Annotated in this window: 23 protein-coding genes and 1 pseudogene; 13 read left to right on the top strand and 11 right to left on the bottom strand. The window is 37.5% G+C overall.

The features are described 5' to 3' along the window. The first annotated feature begins 10 nt into the window (after positions 1–10). Together VB713_RS23135 and glpK are read left to right on the top strand one after the other, a co-directional pair. Positions 11–1822 carry a relaxase/mobilization nuclease domain-containing protein gene (locus VB713_RS23135; RefSeq protein WP_323313856.1) on the top strand — a complete coding sequence of 604 codons (1812 nt, stop codon included), beginning with the start codon at positions 11–13 and terminating at the stop codon, positions 1820–1822. A 37-nt stretch (positions 1823–1859) separates the two neighbouring features. Then, positions 1860–3353, top strand: a complete 1494-nt coding sequence (gene glpK / locus VB713_RS23130; protein WP_323313855.1) for a glycerol kinase GlpK — start codon at positions 1860–1862, stop codon at positions 3351–3353. Positions 3354–3440: 87 nt separating this feature from the next. Here the strand turns inward: glpK and VB713_RS23125 are convergent, their stop codons facing one another. From VB713_RS23125 to VB713_RS23110, 4 genes are all read right to left on the bottom strand, one after another. After that, on the bottom strand, positions 3441–3740 hold the full coding sequence (locus VB713_RS23125) for a type II toxin-antitoxin system RelE/ParE family toxin (RefSeq protein WP_323313854.1): 300 nt from the start codon (positions 3738–3740) through the stop codon (positions 3441–3443). Continuing rightward, positions 3730–3963 carry an addiction module protein gene (locus tag VB713_RS23120; protein ID WP_323313853.1) on the bottom strand — a complete coding sequence of 78 codons (234 nt, stop codon included), beginning with the start codon at positions 3961–3963 and terminating at the stop codon, positions 3730–3732. The genes VB713_RS23125 and VB713_RS23120 overlap by 11 nt, the downstream gene beginning before the upstream one ends. A gap of 199 nt (positions 3964–4162) precedes the next feature. Continuing rightward, on the bottom strand, positions 4163–5005 hold the full coding sequence (locus VB713_RS23115; protein ID WP_323313852.1) for a hypothetical protein: 843 nt from the start codon (positions 5003–5005) through the stop codon (positions 4163–4165). Further along, positions 5002–9012, bottom strand: coding sequence for an ATP-binding protein (locus VB713_RS23110; protein WP_323313851.1), 4011 nt, complete (start codon positions 9010–9012; stop codon positions 5002–5004). Before VB713_RS23110 ends, VB713_RS23115 begins: the two co-directional genes overlap by 4 nt. Positions 9013–9085: 73 nt before the next feature. Between VB713_RS23110 and VB713_RS23105 the strand changes: the two genes are divergently transcribed. From VB713_RS23105 to VB713_RS23095, 3 genes are read left to right on the top strand one after another with little or no spacing between them, the layout of a single operon-like run. Further along, positions 9086–9214: a hypothetical protein gene (locus VB713_RS23105; RefSeq protein ID WP_323313850.1), complete on the top strand. Its 129-nt coding sequence runs from the start codon at positions 9086–9088 to the stop codon at positions 9212–9214. Positions 9215–9241: 27 nt separating this feature from the next. Next, positions 9242–9466 (top strand): DUF433 domain-containing protein, encoded by a 225-nt coding sequence (locus VB713_RS23100; RefSeq protein ID WP_323313849.1) that lies wholly within the window; start codon positions 9242–9244, stop codon positions 9464–9466. Further along, complete coding sequence (locus tag VB713_RS23095; protein WP_323313848.1) at positions 9463–9795, top strand: DUF5615 family PIN-like protein; 333 nt, start codon at positions 9463–9465, stop codon at positions 9793–9795. Before VB713_RS23100 ends, VB713_RS23095 begins: the two co-directional genes overlap by 4 nt. Positions 9796–9926: 131 nt before the next feature. On the opposite strand, the gene VB713_RS23090 is transcribed toward VB713_RS23095, so the two are convergent. Beyond that, entirely contained in the window at positions 9927–10547 is a 621-nt protein-coding gene (locus VB713_RS23090; RefSeq protein ID WP_323313847.1) for a hypothetical protein, read from the bottom strand. Positions 10548–10610: 63 nt separating this feature from the next. Then, positions 10611–10895 (bottom strand): hypothetical protein, encoded by a 285-nt coding sequence (locus VB713_RS23085; protein WP_323313846.1) that lies wholly within the window; start codon positions 10893–10895, stop codon positions 10611–10613. 203 nt (positions 10896–11098) lie between these two features. On the opposite strand from VB713_RS23085, the gene VB713_RS23080 reads away from it, so the two are divergent. From VB713_RS23080 to VB713_RS23070, 3 genes are all read left to right on the top strand, one after another. Beyond that, entirely contained in the window at positions 11099–11302 is a 204-nt protein-coding gene (locus VB713_RS23080) for a hypothetical protein (protein ID WP_323313845.1), read from the top strand. 2 nt (positions 11303–11304) lie between these two features. Beyond that, positions 11305–11883: a siphovirus Gp157 family protein gene (locus VB713_RS23075; RefSeq protein ID WP_323313844.1), complete on the top strand. Its 579-nt coding sequence runs from the start codon at positions 11305–11307 to the stop codon at positions 11881–11883. A gap of 262 nt (positions 11884–12145) precedes the next feature. Then, a complete protein-coding gene (locus VB713_RS23070) occupies positions 12146–12904 on the top strand; it encodes a hypothetical protein (RefSeq protein WP_323313843.1) in 759 nt (252 codons plus the stop codon). A gap of 108 nt (positions 12905–13012) precedes the next feature. Here VB713_RS23070 and VB713_RS23065 read toward each other — a convergent pair whose 3' ends face one another. Continuing rightward, positions 13013–13732, bottom strand: a complete 720-nt coding sequence (locus VB713_RS23065) for a response regulator transcription factor (protein ID WP_323313842.1) — start codon at positions 13730–13732, stop codon at positions 13013–13015. A 349-nt stretch (positions 13733–14081) separates the two neighbouring features. Between VB713_RS23065 and VB713_RS23060 the strand changes: the two genes are divergently transcribed. Continuing rightward, positions 14082–15188 carry a hybrid sensor histidine kinase/response regulator gene (locus tag VB713_RS23060; protein WP_323313841.1) on the top strand — a complete coding sequence of 369 codons (1107 nt, stop codon included), beginning with the start codon at positions 14082–14084 and terminating at the stop codon, positions 15186–15188. Positions 15189–15337: 149 nt separating this feature from the next. On the opposite strand, the gene VB713_RS23055 is transcribed toward VB713_RS23060, so the two are convergent. Continuing rightward, entirely contained in the window at positions 15338–16234 is an 897-nt protein-coding gene (locus tag VB713_RS23055) for a hypothetical protein (RefSeq protein WP_323313840.1), read from the bottom strand. Positions 16235–16366: 132 nt separating this feature from the next. Between VB713_RS23055 and VB713_RS23050 the strand changes: the two genes are divergently transcribed. The 4 genes from VB713_RS23050 (at position 16367) to VB713_RS23035 (ending at position 17832) form a co-directional block, all read left to right on the top strand. Further along, positions 16367–16585 carry a hypothetical protein gene (locus VB713_RS23050; RefSeq protein WP_015217615.1) on the top strand — a complete coding sequence of 73 codons (219 nt, stop codon included), beginning with the start codon at positions 16367–16369 and terminating at the stop codon, positions 16583–16585. A 94-nt stretch (positions 16586–16679) separates the two neighbouring features. Next, the gene (locus VB713_RS23045) at positions 16680–17060 is read left to right on the top strand and encodes a hypothetical protein (protein ID WP_323313839.1); all 381 of its coding nucleotides are present in this window, start codon (positions 16680–16682) and stop codon (positions 17058–17060) included. A 61-nt stretch (positions 17061–17121) separates the two neighbouring features. Beyond that, positions 17122–17550 carry a hypothetical protein gene (locus VB713_RS23040; RefSeq protein ID WP_323313838.1) on the top strand — a complete coding sequence of 143 codons (429 nt, stop codon included), beginning with the start codon at positions 17122–17124 and terminating at the stop codon, positions 17548–17550. 108 nt (positions 17551–17658) lie between these two features. Next, positions 17659–17832: a hypothetical protein gene (locus VB713_RS23035; RefSeq protein ID WP_323313837.1), complete on the top strand. Its 174-nt coding sequence runs from the start codon at positions 17659–17661 to the stop codon at positions 17830–17832. 130 nt (positions 17833–17962) lie between these two features. On the opposite strand, the gene VB713_RS23030 is transcribed toward VB713_RS23035, so the two are convergent. From VB713_RS23030 to VB713_RS28330, 3 genes and pseudogenes are all read right to left on the bottom strand, one after another. Continuing rightward, positions 17963–18802, bottom strand: coding sequence for an SWIM zinc finger family protein (locus VB713_RS23030; protein WP_323313836.1), 840 nt, complete (start codon positions 18800–18802; stop codon positions 17963–17965). Between the two features lie 12 nt (positions 18803–18814). Continuing rightward, a complete protein-coding gene (locus VB713_RS28335) occupies positions 18815–20419 on the bottom strand; it encodes a DEAD/DEAH box helicase (RefSeq protein ID WP_416242476.1) in 1605 nt (534 codons plus the stop codon). Between the two features lie 117 nt (positions 20420–20536). Next, positions 20537–20884, bottom strand: a pseudogene (locus VB713_RS28330) (SNF2 helicase-associated domain-containing protein); the annotation flags it as partial. Between the last annotated feature and the right edge of the window lie 1782 nt (positions 20885–22666).

Raw genomic sequence — 22666 nt, 5'->3', positions numbered from 1 at the left:
ACGAGGAAAATTGATTGGTAAACAGGTTAAAGGTAAAAGTTTTATCAAATTGCTCAAATACCTTTTTGGCAAGGAAGGAGCAAGACAAATTGGTGGCAATATGGACGAAACAACCCCACGTTCATTAGCTGCTGAGTTGCAATTTTCTACACGCATTAACCCAAAAGTTACTAGAAATGTTTATCATGTTTCTCTCAGCTTGCCCCACAATGAGAGTTTAGATGATGACACTTGGCATGAAATCGCCCAGAAATATCTGCAAGCAATGGGCTTTACCATGAACCAATATATCGTAGTGCGACACACTGACCGGACTCATGATCATGCACATATTGTTGCCAATCGCATTCGCTTAGATGGAACTACAGTTTCCGATAGCTGGGACTATCCCAGAAGTGAAGCAGTAATTCGCAAGTTAGAGAAAGAATATAATTTGCAATCAGTAGAACCAAGTAAGAGAAAGGAAAACCGCAGTCCTACTACTGGGGAACGCAGACAACTTGCTATAACTGGAGAAGAAAGCGTTAGGGTGAGACTTCAGCGATGTCTACAGCGGGCTTTGCCATCGCTCGATGCAGCAACCCATGACCGCCCAACTATGCCAGAGTTTATCAAGCGATCGCAACAACAAGGTATTAATGTCTGCGTTGGTTACACTCGCACAGGCAAAGTCAAAGGCATTAGTTACCAACTTGATGGCGTGGCTTTCAGTGGGACGCATCTTGGTAAAGCATATACTTTTCCCGGTTTACAAAAACATCTAGGTGTCACCTATATTCCTAAGCGGGATGATCAACTCATCCAAAAACTGACAGAGCGAAATATTGAAAATGTTACATCCAATCAGCCAAACCAGGACGAGCAAAGCTTTCAAATTGAGGCAAATGTTGAAAATAGCACAATAAAAGTTGCTTCACCACTGGATAAGAAACACATTGAAATCGGGCAACCTGTTGAAAATTCCACACCAACAGTTGCTCAAAAACACAATGACAAACATCTTCAAATCCAACAAACTGTTGACCATTCAACATCAACAGTGGGAGCAAAACAAGATGATGAGCGTATCCAACGACTAACAGCACAAACAGTTGACCATTCAACACCACCTATCAGGCAACCAAATTCTTTACCTACACCAGAACCCGCAAACTGGGAACAAATACGGCTAAATTTACACCAGCAGTACAATTTACCCAATTCTCTGCTCACAGAACTGTATCAAAAAGGTTGGCTATATCCCAGTAAAACAGGTCAACCAGTATTTGTAGAACGCACACTTGATGATATTCCCACTCAAGCCAAGCAGCTAGAACCAACAGGTGACTTCACTGCTATTCCTCTCAACTCTGAACCTACGAAAAATGGTAGTTTTTGGATTGCTACGGATACCACAGTCACAAGAGCAGTGTTACTCAGTGACCCCATCGAAGTTCTTTCTGTTATTACCTTAGAATCAACTATTGACAAAAGAAAGCGGCAACCGACATTGTATTGGAGTATGGGCATAGAGAGAGAGTATAATGCCACAAGCGAACTGCTTGCAGCAGCGCCGAGCGATCGCACTTTGTCCAGTGTTAATAATGCTTTGCACACTACCGCAAACAATCGCTCTCAAATACCTTTAGAATTTTTACGCTCACTTGATACAGTGATCATCGCGGTTAAAGATAATGAGGACTTGGTATCTGAGATATTGGCTGAACTACCACAGGCCAAACGAGTTTCTCCTGGTCAAGTGGGTTGGAATAAGCTGTTAATTGACAACAAAACGCAACCCAACCATAGCCAAATACCACAACCTCAAGATTGGGAACTTTGATATTATTCACCAGTGCATAGCCAAGCAACATAAACTCATGACCAAATACGTCGCTGCAATTGACCAAGGAACGACCAGCACCCGCTTTATCATCTTTGACAAGAAGGGTAAAATTGTTGGCTATGCCCAAAAAGAACATCAGCAGATTTATCCCCAGCCAGGTTGGGTAGAACACGACCCCAAGGAAATTTGGTCATGTACTCAAACTGTAATTAAAGATGCTTTAGAGCAGAGTAATATTACTGTTGCTGAGATTACAGCGATTGGCATTACGAATCAGCGGGAAACAGTAGTAGTTTGGGATAAGCAAACAGGCGAACCTTACTACAATGCCATTGTCTGGCAAGATACCAGAACTGACTATATCTGTAATCAACTAGCAGCAGATGGTGGAATAGACCGTTTTCGCGCCACAACAGGTTTACCACTGACTACCTATTTCAGCGCCCCCAAAATTAAGTGGTTACTGGAAAACATACCAGGATTAAAAGCCGCAGCTGCAAATGGTAATGCTCTTTTTGGCACAATTGACACTTTTTTGATTTGGCATTTAACAGGTGGTACAGAAGGCGGTTTGCATATTACTGATGTTACCAATGCCAGTCGGACTTTGCTAATGAATTTGAGTTCTCTGGACTGGGAACCAGAAATTGTGGAAATTATGGGTATTCCTCGGCAAATGCTCCCAGAAATTCGCCCTTCATCGGCTATTTATGGTCAAGCTACGGGTATTTTGGCAGGAGTTCCCATTGCTGCTGATTTAGGTGATCAACAAGCCGCATTAATTGGACAAACTTGTTTTCAGGTGGGTGACGTTAAAAACACTTATGGTACTGGTTGTTTTATGTTGTTGAATACTGGTCAGGAAAAGGTGGTTTCCCAACATGGTTTATTGACAACGGTAGCTTACAAGTTGGGTGATACTCCGGCGGTTTATGCTTTGGAAGGGAGTATTGCGATCGCAGGTGCTTTGGTTCAATGGTTGCGTGACAACTTGGGATTAATTCAAAGCAGTGCAGAGGTAGAAACTTTAGCGAGTACAGTTACAGATAACGGCGGTGTTTATTTTGTCCCTGCTTTTTCTGGATTATTTGCTCCCTATTGGCGCAATGATGCTAAAGGTGTAATTGTGGGGATGACTAGCTACACCAATAAAGGTCATATTGCCCGTGCGGTGTTGGAAGCTACAGCATGGCAGACTCGTGAAGTTTTGGATGCGATGAGAGAAGACGCGCAGGTAAATTTAACGGCTTTGAAGGTAGATGGTGGGATGGTTTATAACAACCTGTTGATGCAATTTCAAAGCGATGTGTTAGGTGTGCCAGTGATTCGTCCCCAGGTAGCAGAAACTACAGCGTTAGGGGCAGCTTATGCTGCTGGGTTGGCGACTGGTTTCTGGAGTAGTTTGGAGGAATTATCTGATAATTGGCTTTTAGATCAGACTTGGAAACCGAAGATGGATGCTGTGGAGAGGGAAGGTTGTTATTGGCTTTGGAAGAAGGCGGTTACTAAAACTTTTGATTGGGTATAATCAATAAAAGCAAAATCTACAGTACATAAATTGATAATTTTTACGGGATATGCTTTGATATAAGGTGCTTTAGGAATAAGTGAAATTTTATTCAATTCTATCTAACCACTGTTTTGGATCACGTTTTGCATGGAAGCAAGCAAATACAAAAACAGTGTCTTGGTCAAAAACGTAGAGAATTACATAAGGGAATCGGCGGATTAATACTCTTCTTACGTGTTTGTAGATAACTTGGTAAGCAAGGGGTTGTCTTCCAATTCCTGACAGACAAGCATCAACAGCACGAACAAATTCCGACCCTAAACCTGGATTTTGGGATTCGTACCACTCAAAACCATTCTGGATATCGTATTCTGCTTCTGGCTGAATAATCAGGTTATAGTTCATTGGAGAATCCTAACCGTTTTTTAACGTCTTCCCAGCTAGAACCATTTGTAGGGTTTTTTTTATAATTTTCTAACCGTCGATCTAATTCTTGTTGTTGTGCTTGACTCAAGGGAAGTTCCTCTTGCTGTTCTAAGATGCTGTCCCATAAATCTTCAGCAAGTTGGATACGTTCTGCAATGCTGAGTTCAGAAATGTCAACTTTCAATAGGGGATGGAGATTCATAATTAAAGAGTTGGGGTTGAGCTTTTATCTATTTTATAACATTGAGACATTGGGCTGAATATAATTGGTTTTTAGATCAGACTTGGGAAGCAAAGATGGATGTTGTGGAGAGGGAAGGTTGTTATAAGTTGTGGAAGAAGGCGGTTAGTAGGACTTTTGGTTGGGTGGAGGTGTAAATATAGATACTTAAAAATTTAAGTTATGAAAATGTAGAAGGTGGGGATATCAAACTAAAATCTCTTTCTAATAAATAACTTGCTTGTAAAGTTGCCATTCCCACAGACCAACCAACTAGACAAATCAAAGCCTCATCAATTTCATAATTACAAATTTCTAAAAGTCTTAGAAGATTATCTTGATGCCAAGGCCATGTATCTGTCAGACGGGTATATTCCTTTTTAACCTCTTTGTGCTTTTGGTTAATTTGATCTTCCAGAAAATTCCATCCCTCCAACGAAGTTTGGTACTCGTCTACCTTTTTTTTCCCAACAAAGAAATCACATCCACAATTTGAAGCACCATCATGAACAAAATGATTGCGAATAACATACGAAACAGCAATAGGCCAACCATAACTCTTAAGAAGAAAAAATGAATTGTAATAGGCTATTGAGGTACTTTTGACAAGTTTAGTCAATAAATTTGGAGGAGATGAGCGACTTTTGGCATCCGAGTTGTTCAAAAATAATACAGAAATCGCAGGTATTATTGAATCACAAACTGCCCATGTTGTTGAAAGATAGCTTTGAAATCCTAATAGTCGGGCAGCACTGAAAGGAATTTGTATTCTATGATAGTCAACAAGATTCGTGCTAGAATCTGTAATTGATGGTAGTTCCTGTAACATTTGACGTGCATATTCTCTGGCATCAATGAGATCGCATACAGAAACTAAATCCTGAGCCATTGTATCAAATTTTCTAATTTCATCTATACACTCAGTATGTAAAGACGAAGAAGAGATCGAATCTAAGGTACTAACAACCAGTCGTAACTTACTTGCACTTTCCTGTAGACGCTCTTTTAATCTTTCTGCATTCATTCTTCTATCTCCTCTTTAACTAGTTCAGTTTGACGTTCCAATTCCACTTGTGCTAATTGCAATCTCCATTCCCAGTATGGTTTTAAAACTGAATCATTTTCAGTTTCTAGTTTTTGTTCTGCTGTTTCTACCTCTACTTCAAAAATTGCAGCAACTGTTCCTATACTTGACATCCATGTTTTTGGTTTAGGATTAGTCAGAGCTTGTAGAATTAAATACTTATCACTATCATCAAAGTGAACTGCTAAAGAGCAAACCTCATGGGCAATTTTACGCCAGGTAGGAGACTCTTCTGAGTAATAACCAGCAAATTTTGACCACCTATAAACTTCTTGCGTATTTTCCCTTATTTTAGAATCTCTGAGCTTTTCTATAACTAAATCACTGGTAAATACTCCATTAGGATCAATCTCAAATAAATACTGAGGTAAACTATATACTAACATTGGAAAACTATCAATATATGATAATAAATTTGTCAGGATATTTCTTATCCTCGTGTCGTCTCCTTGTTCTGAAGAAATGGGAATAATCCATTGAGATAATCTTTCTCGACTAGGTAATATTCTGATCTTTGTAGAACTATCTGAACCTGAAGACATTTTTAACCGTGTTTGTATAGCATTCAAGAGCCACTCCAAATTTGGTTTACCAAGTATTTCCAATAGTTCTTGTAAATGGTGAATAGTTGTACCGCTAAGATTATCAATGTCAGGTAGACGTAAAACTTGATCTAAAATCCAATAAATCAAGGAAGGATTATTTACATTATTGGTCTTATTATTCGATGAATGTATTGCATAGTCTAATGATTCTAAAAATGTAGCTAACCCATTAGACAATTGTTGATGATCAAGCTCATTAAATATATTTTCTACTGTATTTTTGATTTTGTCTTGACAGGGGGAGAAGAATATGCAACCCAATAAACCGAGAAATCGGACAGATGAATTAGTCTGTAAGAAATTATTTTTCTGCTCTAATAAAATATTTACTTCTGTATCTGAAACACTATCCCACGTAGTTTCATAAATTGCTTGAATCAGATTTACAATTTTTTCGGTATTGTTATTAGTCCATTGTAAAATTTTCTCAAATACCTTTGTTAGTTCTGAGTACTTAACCCAGTGTCTACAAAGTATTGTAGCAAACTGAAACTCTGGATTTTCAATAGATAGTGTTAATGCTTGCTCAAGAAACTCATGTATGACTTCAGATTGTTCTGCTTTCTCACCTAATTTAGCAGCTACAATGAATAGTCTAGATATTTGATTAGGATTTCCCAAAAACTGAATGCCATTCTGAATAAATTCATGAATACTCTGTGAGTTATTTGGATTAACTAGTTTTTGGCTTATGCCATTTGCCCATTGTTCTCTAACTTCGTGTTTGTACCCTTCTCTACTAAGAAGAGGAGCATAGTCTGGAAACAGTTGATTATCTTGAAAGAAATTTTCACAGTCAGTTGCTATTTTCTTGAGTTCAGGATCTGGATCAAATTGGTAATGCCAATCCCAAATTTTCCGAGCAGCAGAAAGTTCTTGAATATTTATACTTTTGTAAGTGTTTAGGAAGTTTAATACCCACTGTAAATCCTGAATTAAAACATTGCGAAATTCTTCAGAATAGGAAATTGCACGATTAATTTCTCGATGTAATTCAACTAATAAATCCCAGAAAATTAATGACTGATTTGATGGAATTTTGCGCTCTGATAGAATTTCTATAATTTTGCTACGAAGTGAATCTCTAATTGTCCACTCAGCTTGATCTGGTGTAATTATCCATCTTTGGATGATTATATTTCTTCCATTAAAGCGTGTATCTTGTTTTTCAACAGATAAAAGTGCCTTGCATAAAACATTAAGTTGTAACTTATGATCTTGATTAATATTCCCCGTTGAACGGATGTTTTCTAATATAGTATTTGCTATCGTTAAAGCAGATTTTTCAAAATTACTAATAAACGCTGAACCACCTGTAATGATTTTAGGTAGAACAATCACTGCTCTTTTACCATCATTGGGGAATCCTTGTGGTCTACGATTTACAATATCATGTTCTTTGATTACTAAATCACATAGTAATAACAAAATAGTTTTGTGATACTTTGAAGTTTGAGCGGTAATAGCCGTATGATAAATAATCCAAGGTAGTGCCAATATTACATCATCATGGTCAATAATTCTTTGTCCGAAAATAGTTGAAACAACTTCTGATTCTGAGTTGGAATTTAAGATTGCCCTTAAAATGTTCAAAACCTCAGATACATGAGCAAAGGAAATTTCAGAAATTTCATCCAAAAGACTAAGGTATACTAATTTCTGACGGGCATTCATCTTTGGAATTTTCTCATGCCAGTTGTCCAGAAGTTCTTTCAAAATATTTATATGGTTATTGCACTGTAACTGTTGATTTAATTCAAATTTAGCAATACTGTTTAATAGTAATTTGGGGATACTTAAAACTTCCGTATAGTTTTCTAACATTGTGCTGATTTCTGCAACAATTTCTAATGCTTCATCCGAAGCCTCATTGTCACCACGTCTTGTTTGATAAATTAACCAGTCTTGCAAAATGTAATCTGCTAAAACATCTGGCTTGATTTTCAATAAACGGTTATATGCTCCTCGCTCAAAAATCACATTGCAGTCAATTAGTTTATCCAAAAGTTTCTTTAGTTCTGTAGAATTTCTACATCCAACTTTTGTTTTAATCCAGTCCATCACCGCAGTATCTTTTCGATTGATGGTATTAAACAATGCTATCCAATGCAAAAGATTCTTGATTTGCTCTTGGGGAATATTCTGTTTCTGTGTAATAATCTTTTCTAAATATTCAGATGCTAACCCCTTTACCTCTTGCGGCATTGTTTCAAGATTACCTTTACTCTCCAGTAATTTAATAGCGATTGCCATCCAGATGGGATAGTCATAATGTTGAGCAATCCAGGTAGCAGCTTGTGTTTTCCAATCGGCTGTCTGTGTTTGCAGAGAACCCGATTCCAGAAGTTCTTGACAAAAAGTAACTGCTTCACTTTTTTCTAAAGCTGATAACTGCAACTTTTCAACCATTGGGCGGATTCCAGATTCTTTCACATACTTCAAAACCAGATCGTTAAAAGAGCGAACAGCAATAGCAACTTTCCAAGTCTTACTACGACCACCGAAAATTTGTTCTATTAGCGTCTTCAAAACAGTTTCATCATCAGGTTCATCAATCAAAACTAAAGTACGGCGTTCGGGAATTAACCCCCTTGACCATGAACTGTTTGTTGTCATGGTTGACACATTTGCCCAAAGTACCTGCCATCCTTCTGGTAAAGCCTGAGTTTTTGCACCTTCAAGAAGAAATCGAGTTTTACCAATGCCTCCTGCTCCATGAATGACAAGAATCTTTTTATCAGCATCATTGATAAAATTCCGAAATAGCTCTAATTCCTTTGTTCGTCCTTGATAAGTGGCATTTATAGCATGAGGATGATTAAATTCTTGGAATTTTTTTATCTGTTCAAGTGCTTCAGCAATTCCTAAGAAAACTCGCGTTTCTTCTTCAAAATAAGCTTGCTTCAGGTCAGGATATTTATGGAGGCGTGTCTCAATTTGTGATTTTTCCCAATAAGATGCTTCTAATCCCAGGCAGCCAAATAGCGGTTTAATCTCTTTATTCCATCTCAACTCGTTATTTGAATTAAATGCTACATTACTTACCAATATCCATTTTTTTACTCCCTGCCAAACTTCTTGTGATTTACCAGGTGTTTTTAAGTATTTAGCAATTTGCTCGGCCTCTTTTTTGGCATCTGTAATAGCTGAAGAGGTAGACTCATTTTGATGAAATTTCATTTGGTAAATAGTCAGTCCATCTCCTGAACGTGCATCCTGGGCAAAATCTTTTCCAGGGCGGACGTAAAGACGAGCTTCATGATCCTCAAGAAGGATCAACGAGCAAATTAAATTTTCAAATGTTGAACCGCTTCTAATTAATCCCCAGTTGATATCAGACATAAAATTTAGCTTAATACTGATCCCTGTTCTATTTTAACTATTTTGACGTATTTACCTCTACTTCGGACAAACTATGGCTGTGAGCGCCACCCAAAGGGCATTGGCGATCGCTCATCCTTTCCTTTCTCTCTCAGTAAGCGATCGCTACCCTAACACTACCTATTCCATCTATCACCCCATGAATTATCATAAAATTATATAAACTAAAGATTAAACAGCAGGAGAGATCATGAGTTATCAAGACATTATTACGATTGAGCCTGGAAAACGCAGTGGGAAACCTTGTATTCGAGGAATGCGTATTACTGTGTACGATATTTTAGAATACTTAGCAGGTGGGATGACAGAAACAGAAATTTTGGAAGATTTTTCAGAATTGACATCTGATGATATTAAGGCTTGTCTTGCTTTTGCTGCTGATCGAGAGAAAAAGTTATTTGTTGCATCTCTATGAAACTGCTATTAGACGAAAATTTGTCAGATCGGATTGTTGATAAAATTATTGATCTATATCCTGATTCTCAACACGTTAAAACTTTAGGACTTATAAATACTGATGATGCTATTATTTGGGAATTCGCCAAAATGAATAATTTTGTGATTATTTCCAAAGATTCTGACTTTCATCAACGTAGTTTACTTTATGGTCATCCACCTAAATTTATTTATTTACGTATTGGTAATAGTCCCACATCAAAGATTGTGCAGATTTTGAGAGATAATTTGACCACAATTACTCAATTTGATAATAGTGACATGGAAAGTATTTTGGTATTAATTTAATTACACTCTCAGATATTGTAGCATTGTAGCACGATATTTTCTGATATACAAATCATGCGTAAAAAGATTTTAACCAAATGGCTCTGAAATATATTCTAAATGTTTTTGTACTGTAACAATAATATCTCGCTTTATTTTACCATTTCTGGCAGATAAGACTGACGATAATTATTCTTAGCCATCAGCCTAGCTTCACGCCTTGTCCACCGTTTTTGTAAAGGTAGATCAGCCAATCTTTGCAGCAGCATAAACACACTATTATCTCCTGTCAACTTAGCAATTGTTTGAGCAATAACCTTACAACAATTCCAAGGATGACGCACCACCTGAATTTCTGCAAACCTGACCACACCCCAATTCCGTTCCAAGAAAAAACGGTTACGAATTTTATCATCATCAACATCAATACAGTGGTGAGGTTTACCCGTATTTCCAGTATAAGGTTCATCAATTTCAATATCCAAAGCTAACCCAGATGAGTGATGATAAAAAATAAAATCAGCCGAGTAGCGGAGAGAATAACCTGGAATTTCAAACTCAACTGCTTGACAAATCAAATTTCCAGGAAAAGCTGCCAGTAAATGCCGAAAAAACTGCTTTTCACTCACACCTTGCTTGGCTGTACTCTTATCATCTGGTAATGCAACACATCCTTGAAACGAAGCTTTCAGATGCTTCTGTCCTTGATTATCACCAGTAAACCTCCTAGATAATGGTGGATAAAGAATCACGGGATAATAAGCCGTAGACATAACCAAACAACCACACTGTTTGTAAAATTTTACAAATTCAAAAGCAGTGGAATCAAGCAATAGTTAAAAACTATCCAATCTAATATCTTTCCAAATATCAGAAACCTGCCATCCCGTCTTGCCAACAGAGTGAACTATGGGATTGTCTCGTAAAGGAATATAATTAGGTTCTTGATATTCTATCCCTAGCTTTGGCTGTTCTGCACCTGTTAGTTCTTCTATATTATTTACAAAATCAGGATTATTTGCAAAATCAACCTGCAAATTTGGTTCTTTAGTTTCCTTTTTCGCTTCCTTGTTTATTTTTGTTTCTTGGACGAGCTTTTCAGATTTTTTGATGAGTTTCATATCTCTAGTTTTAATTCTTGATATTGACAAAATAACGAACAGAGGACACAACATTAACTTAAAAGGAGTGAGATACAAACATAGATAAACCCCGTTCAAGTTGAAACCTATAGTTTTTCTATGGTGCAAACTCAAGTTTTCAAGATGGATGGAGTTTAGATGCGCTACCGCGCTCAAATTGATGGCGTTACGCAGCCCAAACAATGCAACAACTAACAGTAACTCTAACAGAAAGTGTAACAACACTTAAACCTAAGTTGACTGCCGTAATTGAGCAAAATAATCAAGTTACACAAAAGGTCATTTCCGATTTATGCCTAGATACTAATTTAGATGTAGGCACGATAGCTATTCTAAACCAAATTGAAGCTGAACATAACTACTATCAAACTGGTGGCAGGTGGTAATCATGGTTTTATCACTTGCTCAACAATCTCTAGCAGGACTATCCCAAACTGCTGCTCATCTCTGGGAACAGTTAACCAATTGTCAGATTCCTGAAGAGGAAGCTGCTATCATCACCGCTATTTGGGAAACTCAAGAAGTACAATCTGAAGCTGTTGATATTCAAGCCGAATTAGCATTGCAATTAGATGCAGAAATAGCAGCTATTAAGCAACGATTAGAACATCTCAAAGCCGTGCATCAATCAGCATTATTAAGACTAGAACGCTGGCGAGATAAATTAGATCAAACCATTTTAGAACATAATGCCACAGGAATTCTCCCTGAGCAAATAGTTGGTAATTCACTGCGGATCACAATTAAAGAAAATCCACCGAGTTGTGACATTCTTGTAGAAGCAGAAAAATTGCCTCTAAAATATCGCAAAGAAAAGACTGTTTACTCAGCAGACAAGAAAGCGATTATTGCTGCTTGGAAGAAAGGAATTCCTGTAGATGGTACTCATGTCGAACGTAAGCGTCGAGTTGTTTATGCTTTGACAGCAACAGCAATTCAAGACTTCAAAGATTCACTATTACCCTAGTACCGCAAGGCGGAAGTCAAAAGTCGAAACGAATACAGCGTAATTTTTTCAGCGATTTGGAATGGTTGGTTTATTTACGCCGTTCTGTACTAGCTTTTTACTCAACTAAGTAATCAGCCAACAACAGTTTGTTACTGTCTTGTTGGCTTTTATGTATAACTCTTTTTGCATTGTTATACGTTAATACCAGAATACCGTGAATAAATAATCATTTTCCTATATTAGGACTAATGCGTTCTTACTTTCAAATCTTACTACAACTATGGAAACAAGCATTGAAACCACATTAAATAACACTACATCTACAGCAACTCTATCAGTCGATATTTTACGAGCAATTTTGGCAGACCCGCCCCGAAAGTCTCCAGTAATTCAAGCCGAATTACTATTTTTGGATGGCATTTACATCTTACACCATCGAGACAAACAAATTCCCCAAGCTCATATTTATAAATGTATTTCACCCGCAGCTTTGAGAACTGCTTTCAGCCACGCACCAATTGATACAGGTTGGATGGAATCGGGTATTGTACGCTGGGGAATGCTCAGTACAGACACATATTTAGTCAAATTCATCCCACCAGCCACTTATACAATTAACTGTGATCAACTTGGTTCTTTAACCGTTCCGCTACCTGCAATGGTATTTGTGGGCAAGAAATTAAATTATTGGGTTTGGGCAATTCAAGAACAAGAGTTCACTCCTCAAGCATCAGCCTTTCATGTGCCACTACCCAATGTCTATAGTTCTGGACAGGTGTATTGGGAAGTTAACGAACCACCTACTGCTAATGGTCTATCAATTAACCATGCCTGGAATTTGTTTATCTCTAGTATTTTCACTAGCCATTTAGTAACAGGTAAATCGCAAAGATGCCAACAGGATATTCGTCGGCAACTCTTAAAGCTGCACAACAGATGCAAACGCTTTCAGTACCCTGTATCTGACCTTGTGTCTATCGGCAATAAGAAAAGTGTTGATATGTTAGTACAGGAAATCCTTGATGAATCCATTGTTTGAATACGATGTAAGGGGGCAATATCCCCCTGATAGGTGTAGGTTTTTAATTTAGGTGTGAGTTGACACTCTCAAACGCAATTTAAAACTGCTTTTTTCTAAACAGTAACTTCAATTAAGCAAACCAGCCCGTAAGGCGATGACAGCCGCTTGAGTGCGATCGCTTGCACAAAGCTTGTTCAAAATACCTCGAACGTATACTTTTACGCTTCCTAAGCTGAGATAGAGTTGATTGGCAATTTCTTGATTGGTGAAGCCTTGGACAATTAACTCCAAGACTTGTAGTTCCCTCTTTGTCAGTGGATCTGCTTCTAGAATACTAGATTGCTCTGGGTCAATTGCAGAGATAGTCACTGTTTGACCAGTATTCAGTTTCGCCGTAGCCACCGCCGATTGACGAATATGCTTGAGAATGATGCGAGCGATCGCTGGATCAATCCAAGAATGTCCTTCATAAGTCATGTACAGTGCTTCTAACAACAACTCAAACTTAATGGTCTTGACACAGTAAGAATCTGCTCCAGCTGCAAACGCTGCCAAGACCATCTGTTCTTGAGCAAAAGAAGTGAGCATAATGATTTTCGTTTGCTCTGCTGCTTCAGATGGCATAGATTGTCGAAACTGATGCACCAGTGCTATCCCATCCATATCCGGTAAGCCAATATCAACAATAGCAATATCCGGGTTAGTATCTTGAAGCAATTCTAGACCAGTAGCAGCAGTATCTGTGTCTCCTACAACTTGAATATTTTTTTGCTCATTAAAACAACTACGTATACCTACCCTTGCCAAATTGTTGTCTTCAATAATTGCCGCTCTAATATTTTCCATCACTTACCTCAGCAACTGGCTTAACGTACTCTCTCTAATGTGGGAAATAATTGACTACAAACGGCTCAGTCTATCGGTTAAATTTTTTTAGCATTCTAGCAAAATCTATCTACTGAGATATCCAAAACAAAACATTATAGCAAAAATCTACCTATTGAGGTAAGCAAAATAAAGCATGATAGCAAAAAATATACTTATTGATGCATATAAAAAGTACATTATATCAAAAAATCTACTTATTGGCGTAGGCAAAATTTAAAGTTTTAGTGAAGAAAGTATATTTAAGTGTTAAGATTCATTAAAGAAAAGAAATAGCAAACTTGATTTAAATAAATCTACTGGTATCTGTATGACACCTTTCTCTTGGAACTCAAATTCAACAGAAAGTATCCTTTTGGTAGATGACTCAACCAAAAATGTTTGCTTGCTAAAATCTACTCTCAAGCAACAAGGATACAGGGTAACAGTAACAGACAGTGATAGTGAAGCCTTGATTAAGATTGCCGAATCTCCACCTGATTTAGTATTATTAGATACGTTCATGCCAAAGATTGATGGCTATGAAATCGCTCGACAGATCAAGCAGAATTCCAATTTACCCTTCATACCTATTTTACTTATTACCAATTGTGACGAGTCCAAATTAATTCAAGGTTTACAAGCTGGTGCTGATGACTTTTTGATTAAGCCTGTAGAACAAAATGAATTGTTAGCAAGAGTGCGTTCGCTCCTCCGGTTAAAACATAGTATCAATCAAAGAGATCAAATTGCTCGTCAGCGATGTGAAGATTTTATGATTAAGCTGACTCACGATTTACGAACTCCTTTGACATCAGCAATTCAACTACTGCAAATGATTCAAAAAGGCAATTTTGGGTATAATTTCTTAGAAATACGGAAACATCTGCAATTACTGACTGAAAGTAATCAAACGCTACTGTCAATGGTTGAAAATATGCTGGAGGTTTATCAGTATGAAACCGGATGTAAGGACTTGGAATTTTTTCTCGTTGATTTGTGGGAGTTAGCTCAAAAAGTAGTTCGGGAACTCAAACCTTTAGCTGTTGTTAAAAACTTAGCTCTGAATGCTAAATTAAACAACACACAACCATCTGTGGTGAAAGTGCGGGGCGATAGAATAGAACTTTACCGACTGCTAACCAACTTAATTGGCAATGCTATTCGTTTCACTGATGCTGGGTCAGTAGAAATTCGCCTCAGTTCCACTGTTCAAGGAGTAAAGATTGAAGTAGAGGATACAGGTATTGGCATAAGTCGATCAGAAAAATCACTTTTATTTGAACGCTTTCGACAGGGTAAACATCAGCGTCGGGGTAGTGGTCTTGGATTATATTTGTCCTGTCAAATTGTTGAAGCCCATCAAGGTAATATCTCCGTTTCATCGACTGTAGGGAAAGGCAGTATATTTACAGTGTATTTACCCAAGTCGCACTAATCATATCAAATCCGGTTAAATGAACATAGTTTAGATCTTGAACAGGGTTTGTAGCTTGTTTTTGGTGTGGTTATTCTAAGGGATTTGATACAGAACTTCCCGATCTCAATCAATAATCTACCTGCGTAATTCCTGATGTACTTAGACAATTAGATCAGTCCAAACTCTTCTTCAGCCATCGTCAGAAACTTTTCTTGCAGTGGGGTCAAAAATGGCTGATATCGCTTACCTAAACCAGTTAGTAACCAACCCACAGCATCATCAAGATTTCCCACTTGATGCAACCTGACAAGACGCTGACACAAGTTCTGCATATATTCACATTCAGTCTCATCATAATCCAAGGACTTAAGGTTTTCTATCTTAACTAGATACTCTCCATTCCAGGTAGTAATTCTGCAACTATAACTACCCACATGAGTAATAATTCCCCAACAACCATTTTTACCCTTGAGTTCTGGAATGTCTTTAGGTAGGATTTGACACACTTGTCCTAGATAGTAGGGGTTGGGTAGGTTCGTTTTCTCGCGTAATTTGTCCACAATACTTTTAACAATCCGTCCTGATGGTACTTTACCACCAACTGCTGCTACTGCTTCCTGCCAACAGCTAACTTGTTCCTCAGCTTCCAACTTTGTCAGTGGTCGTACCTGTCCTTCAGCGGTTGGTAAAATGTCCACAATTTGTGGACATTCTTCCAGGTTGTCCACAACATCGGCTGCGTCAATGAGTTGATAGGAACGAGAACGATTATAACTAAACCTATCTTTGCAGTATTCCTCAAAGGTTTTGTGAGTGCTGCGATATAGCTGTCTATCTCTCAGTTGTCTCAAGGCTTTCCCCGCTGCGGAGAACGCTCTCTCCACTTGACGCTCTAAACGGAAGCGATTCCTACGGAGCGCTTCGCTATCGCGCTCTTCTTCTTCAGTTAATTCTTCAGTAGCAAATATTGCTATTGTAGTATTACCAGTATCACCATTTTTAGCACCAACAGCCAAATTGTCACTGATAGTGGTGATAATGTTGTCAAGCGGCGCATCAATCATCTTACTTGCGCTCCTGGTTAGTTATCATCAAAATTATAACGTAGTACCACGCAATTAAGGTATCTGATTTAGAAATATTTGTCTGATGCTAATTGCGATATAATTTAGATTGTCGTTACAAGTGTGGAACTAATGGCGAGACCTGGTGGTAATCCCGATTTTGGAACCAAGTATCGCTTTGATTATGGCAGAGATGAGCCACTTTCAGAACAAGTGAAAGTATTGATGCATCCACAGATGAAGCAGCATCTTAAAAATCTGGCTGATCTGGAAAAATGTACAGTACCCGATTTGATTCGTGAAGCCATCGAGCAATATTTGGTTGCTAAACAAACAACTAAAGTAAGTTAATAGAATTGATATCATCGTCCTGTTCGTGTTAAGAACCTATAGATTCTGGCAACAGTCAAATTTTGTAAAGGGGAAAAAAACCTAAGTAACACTTATGAAACTATCAGATTTATCACCTGAAACTTTAGAAAAAATCAAACTGGTTAGGTGGGATAGGATTATTGAAAAACATGAAGGACCAGAAGATTGGTCATCTGTTTTGCAATATGAGGAACCGGAATTTATGGAAATTGATGGATATCCAGTATTATTACCTGTGGATAAATCTCATCACCCCAATATTTCCATAATCCGTTCTATTTGGGCTGAAGATAAAAAATCACTCACGCTATTTTTATCGGATACCACCTATGAAGATGATCCATTCTTTTCTGGCTTTATGACAGTTTGCGACCGTCTAAAAAATGAAAACTTCTTTCTAGCAATTTTGTATCATGAATGGTTTGTTATTGAAAGACCAGAAATCTTTGATTAATTGACAATTGTTTCGTTTTATTCAAGGTTTTAAACCTCGCCTTTCAAACACATTTAATATTATGACGGAAGTGAACAACGACACTACTGCAAGTATTACAATCACAGTACAGCCTCAAGACAATGGACAGTACATTTGCCAGATATCATCGTCTTTGGATGATACAAGACAGAATTGGCAATGTTATGGTCAAACAAAAGAACACGCCATCGCCATTGCCTTAGAACAACTAGCTGATGAGTATCGCCGAATAGCGGAAGAAAGACAAAATATAGATTGGGAAACAGTGGAGCGTTCAGACTCTGGAGAACCAATTGTCAAGCATTATCATGTCATTCTGCACTACGAACGCATTGCTGAAGAAGAATCGAAGTTTGAGGCAATGCACAATACAATTATGGGAAATACGGTGGTGGAGAATGCTAAAATCACCGTGATTGCGATTGATCCAAGTATACCAATTGATCCATTAACCCGCTCTTGGGATTGATTTACTAAGTCAAGTCGTAAGTATTCAGCCGTCAGCTAATGCCTATAGCTTGCGTGACGACGTAGGAGTCATACGGCACGCTACGCTAACAACCAGATGGTGAATTATATGTTACCACCAGTAACTGTGGTGGACGGGGAAATTGCCCTCCACAGCGGGATAAAATTCTCCGCATTACCCGATAAAAACCTGAGAATGCGATCGCTAGAAGGAATAGGATCTTGCGTAGGTTTTGCTTATCGTCCACAAATTGTGGACATTTTTGCGGGAACTAGCACCTAACCCGGTTGTGAAAGATTAAGAACTTCGATTTTTGTCCACAATTTGTGGACATTTTTTTAAGAAAGAGTAGGTATCTCTATGTGGTATTTGTCCACACTTGCTGCACCAAAAACAGTTTATGCTGCTAAAACTAAAGTAAACTTTGATTTTTCGTTTTCACCCGTTGATAAAGTTCCTCCATCGTTTCAATAAAAGAATTATCTTTATGCCAAAAAGCCGGAAAATCACCCTGCTTCTTGACGATAATTGCCGATACACCACTAGAACTAGGCACTTCTATAGTTTGGGGTAAACGCTTAGTTCCTAACCAAAATTCCCGCACACTTGGCTTTTCATCAACAGATTGTTTTTCTAGTTTGGTATAAAACGATGTAGAAGATTCTAAACTAACTGCTTGAGTATTCAATCCCTGTGAAAGTGCTTTACCTAAATTAGATTTAGCCAGTTTAGATTGAAGTTCCTCTTTTGATAACCCTCTCAATTCAAATAAAAGAAATGGATTATTATCCAATTGAGACGCAACTAAATAATAAACCCCAGCAATATGTTTACAGGGATTAGCATAATCTGGACAGGAACATTTAGTTTGAAAATCCTTACTACTATGGGGTAATAAATTTAATCCCAATTGCTTAAAAGTATCTTCAATATTTTCTGGAACTTCATTCAGCAGCAATCTAGAAACAATACTAGCTTTAGATGATAGCTTGTCAATAACTTCATTCCAACTGCTTTTAGGAATAGATTTAATTTCAATGGAAATATTGTAAGTCGGTTCCTTATACACGCCAAAGTAAGGATTAACTGAACCTTTGACTCTAGCAGTAATATGATTTTGTTCGATTTCAAAATTCAGAACTTTACCATTATTCGCATAGGAACGTCCTCGTTGCAAGCGACCATCATCAGTAAAATTTTCTAATGCTTTAATAAACCTATCTCCCCACCATGTCCGACTAAATTTAACCATATTACTATATTCTCACTCCAAAATTGCACTTTTATTCAAAGCAATTAATTGTTTGAAAGCATCATTATCTAACTCAGTTAACCAAGATTCATCATTGCCAACTACAGCATTAGCAAGTTTTTTCTTATCTTCTATCATTTGGTCAATTTTCTCTTCTAAAGTACCAATAGCCACAAATTTATGCACAAACACATTCTTTTGTTGTCCAATCCGAAAAGCTCTATCTGTGGCTTGATTTTCCACCGCTGGATTCCACCATCTATCAAAATGAAAAACGTGATTAGCTTTAGTTAAAGTAATCCCTACACCACCTGCTTTTAATGATAAAATAAACACCGAAGCTTCTGTGTCGGGTTCTTGAAATTCTGTAATCATCTTTTCCCGACGTGGACGACTTGTGCCACCATGCAAATAATAGGTATTGCAACGTAAATTGTGTTTAATGTATTTTTCTACTTGTTCGCATACCTCCGTAAATTGACTAAATATCAATAAACTTTCCCCTTCAGAAACAGCCTCATCTACCATTTCTACTAAGCGGCTAAGTTTGTGAGAACGTTCTGTTGAAAATTCGCTGTTATCTTGTAAAAATTGAGCAGGATGATTACAAATTTGTTTCAACTTCATCAAGGTAGAGAGAATTAATCCTTTGCGTTGAATTCCCTCCACTGTTTGTAATTTCTCTTCTACATCTTTCACCACTACTTCATACAATGAAGCTTGTTCTTTAGTCAAATTGGTGTAGAGTTTTTGTTCAACTTTATCTGGTAAATCGTTAATAATAGATTTATCTGTTTTAACCCGACGTAAAATCAAAGGTTCAACTAATTTCTTCAGCATACTTGATTTAACTCGGTTATTATCTTTTTGAATAGGAATCTCAAAAGATTTGCGAAATTGTGCTTCTTTACCCAAGTAACCAGGATTGAGAAAGTTAAAAATTGACCATAAATCTAGCAAACGGTTTTCCACCGGAGTTCCTGTTAAAGCCAGTCGGTGTTTAGCTGAAAGTTTGAGAATCGCTTTGGTTTGTGCAGCTTTAGGATTTTTAATATTTTGCGCTTCATCTAAAACAATTCGTTGCCACTTGACACTATGCAAAAGCTTTTCATCTTTGCGAGCTAAGGTAAAAGAGGTAATGATGATATCGTGTTGTTGACAAGCTGTTTTGAATTCAGGAGCAGTTTGGATGCGATCGCTCCCATGATGTATCATACTCTGAAGATGAGGCGCAAATTTAGCAATTTCCTTCTGCCAGTTACCAACCACGGAAGTAGGTGCAATTAACAGAGTTGGTGGCAGATTAGATAATCTTGTTTTTCCGTCCCCTCTGCTGTGTTTCTCCCCCCTATTTTCCTCATTTTCCCCATCTCCCTCATCTTCCCACCTTCCTTTCTCCTCCTCAGAGGAAAACAATTCTCGCTCCTGAACAAGTCTAGCAATTACCTGTACCGACTTACCTAAACCCATATCGTCTGCTAAACAGCCATTTAAACCCAAACGTTCCAAATATTCTAACCAAGCCACACCACGCTTTTGATATTCGCGCAGATTACCTTGCAGATTCAACTGGTCAGAAATTGGCTCTAAACTACTTTTATCTTGTAGTTTTGCCATCATATCTGACAAAATTTCATCATGTTCAATATCCCAATCTTCCCCAGATTCAGCATTACGTTGCAGGAATTCCAGCACAGACATCTCTGGTTTTTCATCACCATGAGATTGCCAAAATTCTAGTAATTGCTGCATTTTATCACGGTCTAATTCCATCCATTGACCGCGAAAATGTACTAAAGGAGCTTTAGCATTAATTAATTGCTCCCATTCTTGTTTAGTAACAGCTTGTTCACCAATTGCTAATTCATATTCATACTGCACCAAAGAATTCAAACCAAAATAGCTTTTGTTTTCTCCCTTAGTTGCAGAACGACTTTTACCAGAAGCCTTGAGTCGCAGTTTAGCACGACGACGACCAGCAGGGGTATACCAAGCCGGAACAGTAACTTTAAAACCTGCATCTTCTAACACCCAAGCACTTTCTTGTAGGAATGAAAATGCCTCTTCTAATGTTAGTTGCATTCCCACGGGAGTATCTGTTTCTAATCCTTGCCATAATTGCGGATACATTCGTGCTGCATATCCTAAATTTAATAGTAAATTAGTTTCAAAGTCTTTACCAAACAGACTCTTAATTGATGATTTAACATTAGTCATTGGGTATCGGTTATTCTCTCCATCTTCCCCAGTCCCCAATCCCCAATCCCCAGTTCCTTCTTTCATTGGCCAATAATCTGCTAAAGGTAATTTGAGAGAAGGATCTTGTTTACTAGATACCAAAAACTGCATTTCCCAGTTATCTATTTGTTCAGCAGCAGGTGAATTTAATTGAAAACAGAGATGAAAAGGTAATTCTGATTGGGAGCGAGTAATTTTACTTTTCCATGTCTGCCATTGTTTGTATTCCTCTAAAGTTATATTTGCTGTGCGGGAATTATGTTGTTGAGAGAAACAATAGTAAACCAAGGAATCTGTAATTTGTTTATCAAAGGCAGCAGTAGAGGGAGTGTGAGTAACTATATTATGGAGGATAGATTCAGAAAAGTGACGTAACAGGGTTTCTTCATCAAAAAACTCAATATTTTCATTTTTTACGTTTGAACCTGCCACACAAATCAAGGGCATATATTCAATATATTTTTGAATATTGGCTTCATATTGCTCGGAAATAATTGACCAACCAGCATAGATTTCAAACGCAGGTGGAATCGGTTTTTTACTTTTACCTTTGGGTGGAGGAGTTTCTAATTGGCGATATTTGAGAGTTGGGATATATTGGTCTTTAAGAATTATTTGTTTAAATGATTGCGTATAGTGATACCAAAATAATAAATCAGAACCGAGTTGAATTTCACTGAGGTTATTAATTGCTAAGAAATGAATATCATTGAGCAGTCTAATAATATTAATTGCCGGCGTATTATTTTTAACAGAAGTTAAGGTTTGATAACAATCTACTTGCCAATATTGAAATTCTGTATATTCTTCGGGGATTTCTATTTCTAGATACTTAATTAATTCTGGTGAAGGCAGGGGTTGATTATCGGCAGTTGGTAAAGCAAAATATTTAGTAGATATACGTTGGCTTAATTGGGGTGCTGGTTCTTTAATTCCCAATTCCTGGACTAAAAAGTTGATTAATTCACCCTTAGCTAGATGTCCAGGATGAATCTGTTGTTTATGATTGCGGCTGCTTTTTGGTACAGGCGTTTCTATCCACAGATAAAATGACCCTGACTGAATAAAGTCAGTTTCTGTGTGAGGTATCCAAGTGCCATGAACGATTTTCATAGCGTTATTCTCATTATTTATGAAGATAAACTTTAATATTTAGCATACATGGATTTGGTGAGAATATAACAACCAAAAATTACAATTTGTATACTTGTAGAAGATGAATGTTAAAAACTGCTGTTTCCAAACAACGATATTTGGGGATTAGGATAATACCAAATTAATATGAAGTTGCATAGAATAAGAGATCAATAATAATTAACCGCAGATGTACGCAGATGACCGCAGATAAATACGGATAATTAATAAATTTCTTCCTTCATTCTGTGCAGTCTCACATTAGATTGGTATAACAAGAAACTTGTGAAAGTAAAACAACTTGAAAAAACCAAAGTATTTAACAAAAAGTCAAGGTAGCCAAAAAATTTATTTTCTCTTGTATGAATGCCTATTGCTTTGTCGTTACGACAATTTTTAACGCTAACTTAATTAGACGCTAATTATTGTGGCAATGGATGCTGACGGGATGACAAAAATGGTTAAAATGCAGACAGAATAAGCCTCATAGCT

Origin of the sequence: Anabaena cylindrica UHCC 0172, from assembly GCF_034931625.1 — a bacterium.
In the GTDB taxonomy this organism is placed as follows: domain Bacteria; phylum Cyanobacteriota; class Cyanobacteriia; order Cyanobacteriales; family Nostocaceae; genus Anabaena; species Anabaena cylindrica_A.
Note: the sequence above shows the minus strand (reverse complement) of the source record. Positions and strands in the feature narration are given on the sequence as shown.

Bases quoted from the DNA above. Each gene is read 5' to 3' on its own strand.
- VB713_RS23125 (WP_323313854.1), bottom strand. From the start codon at position 3,740: ATGAACTATAACCTGATTATTCAGCCAGAAGCAGAATACGATATCCAG.
- VB713_RS23045 (WP_323313839.1), top strand. From the start codon at position 16,680: ATGAAACTATCAGATTTATCACCTGAAACTTTAGAAAAAATCAAACTG.
- VB713_RS23050 (WP_015217615.1), top strand. From the start codon at position 16,367: ATGGCGAGACCTGGTGGTAATCCCGATTTTGGAACCAAGTATCGCTTT.
- VB713_RS23100 (WP_323313849.1), top strand. From the start codon at position 9,242: ATGAGTTATCAAGACATTATTACGATTGAGCCTGGAAAACGCAGTGGG.
- VB713_RS23120 (WP_323313853.1), bottom strand. From the start codon at position 3,963: ATGAATCTCCATCCCCTATTGAAAGTTGACATTTCTGAACTCAGCATT.
- VB713_RS23060 (WP_323313841.1), top strand. From the start codon at position 14,082: ATGACACCTTTCTCTTGGAACTCAAATTCAACAGAAAGTATCCTTTTG.
- VB713_RS23030 (WP_323313836.1), bottom strand. From the start codon at position 18,802: ATGGTTAAATTTAGTCGGACATGGTGGGGAGATAGGTTTATTAAAGCA.
- VB713_RS23085 (WP_323313846.1), bottom strand. From the start codon at position 10,895: ATGAAACTCATCAAAAAATCTGAAAAGCTCGTCCAAGAAACAAAAATA.
- VB713_RS23070 (WP_323313843.1), top strand. From the start codon at position 12,146: ATGGAAACAAGCATTGAAACCACATTAAATAACACTACATCTACAGCA.
- VB713_RS23055 (WP_323313840.1), bottom strand. From the start codon at position 16,234: ATGATTGATGCGCCGCTTGACAACATTATCACCACTATCAGTGACAAT.
- VB713_RS23035 (WP_323313837.1), top strand. From the start codon at position 17,659: ATGTTACCACCAGTAACTGTGGTGGACGGGGAAATTGCCCTCCACAGC.
- VB713_RS23115 (WP_323313852.1), bottom strand. From the start codon at position 5,005: ATGAATGCAGAAAGATTAAAAGAGCGTCTACAGGAAAGTGCAAGTAAG.
- VB713_RS23095 (WP_323313848.1), top strand. From the start codon at position 9,463: ATGAAACTGCTATTAGACGAAAATTTGTCAGATCGGATTGTTGATAAA.
- VB713_RS28335 (WP_416242476.1), bottom strand. From the start codon at position 20,419: ATGGCAAAACTACAAGATAAAAGTAGTTTAGAGCCAATTTCTGACCAG.
- VB713_RS23105 (WP_323313850.1), top strand. From the start codon at position 9,086: ATGGCTGTGAGCGCCACCCAAAGGGCATTGGCGATCGCTCATCCTTTC.
- VB713_RS23075 (WP_323313844.1), top strand. From the start codon at position 11,305: ATGGTTTTATCACTTGCTCAACAATCTCTAGCAGGACTATCCCAAACT.
- VB713_RS23040 (WP_323313838.1), top strand. From the start codon at position 17,122: ATGACGGAAGTGAACAACGACACTACTGCAAGTATTACAATCACAGTA.
- VB713_RS23065 (WP_323313842.1), bottom strand. From the start codon at position 13,732: ATGGAAAATATTAGAGCGGCAATTATTGAAGACAACAATTTGGCAAGG.
- VB713_RS23090 (WP_323313847.1), bottom strand. From the start codon at position 10,547: ATGTCTACGGCTTATTATCCCGTGATTCTTTATCCACCATTATCTAGG.
- VB713_RS23080 (WP_323313845.1), top strand. From the start codon at position 11,099: ATGCAACAACTAACAGTAACTCTAACAGAAAGTGTAACAACACTTAAA.
- VB713_RS23110 (WP_323313851.1), bottom strand. From the start codon at position 9,012: ATGTCTGATATCAACTGGGGATTAATTAGAAGCGGTTCAACATTTGAA.
- glpK (WP_323313855.1), top strand. From the start codon at position 1,860: ATGACCAAATACGTCGCTGCAATTGACCAAGGAACGACCAGCACCCGC.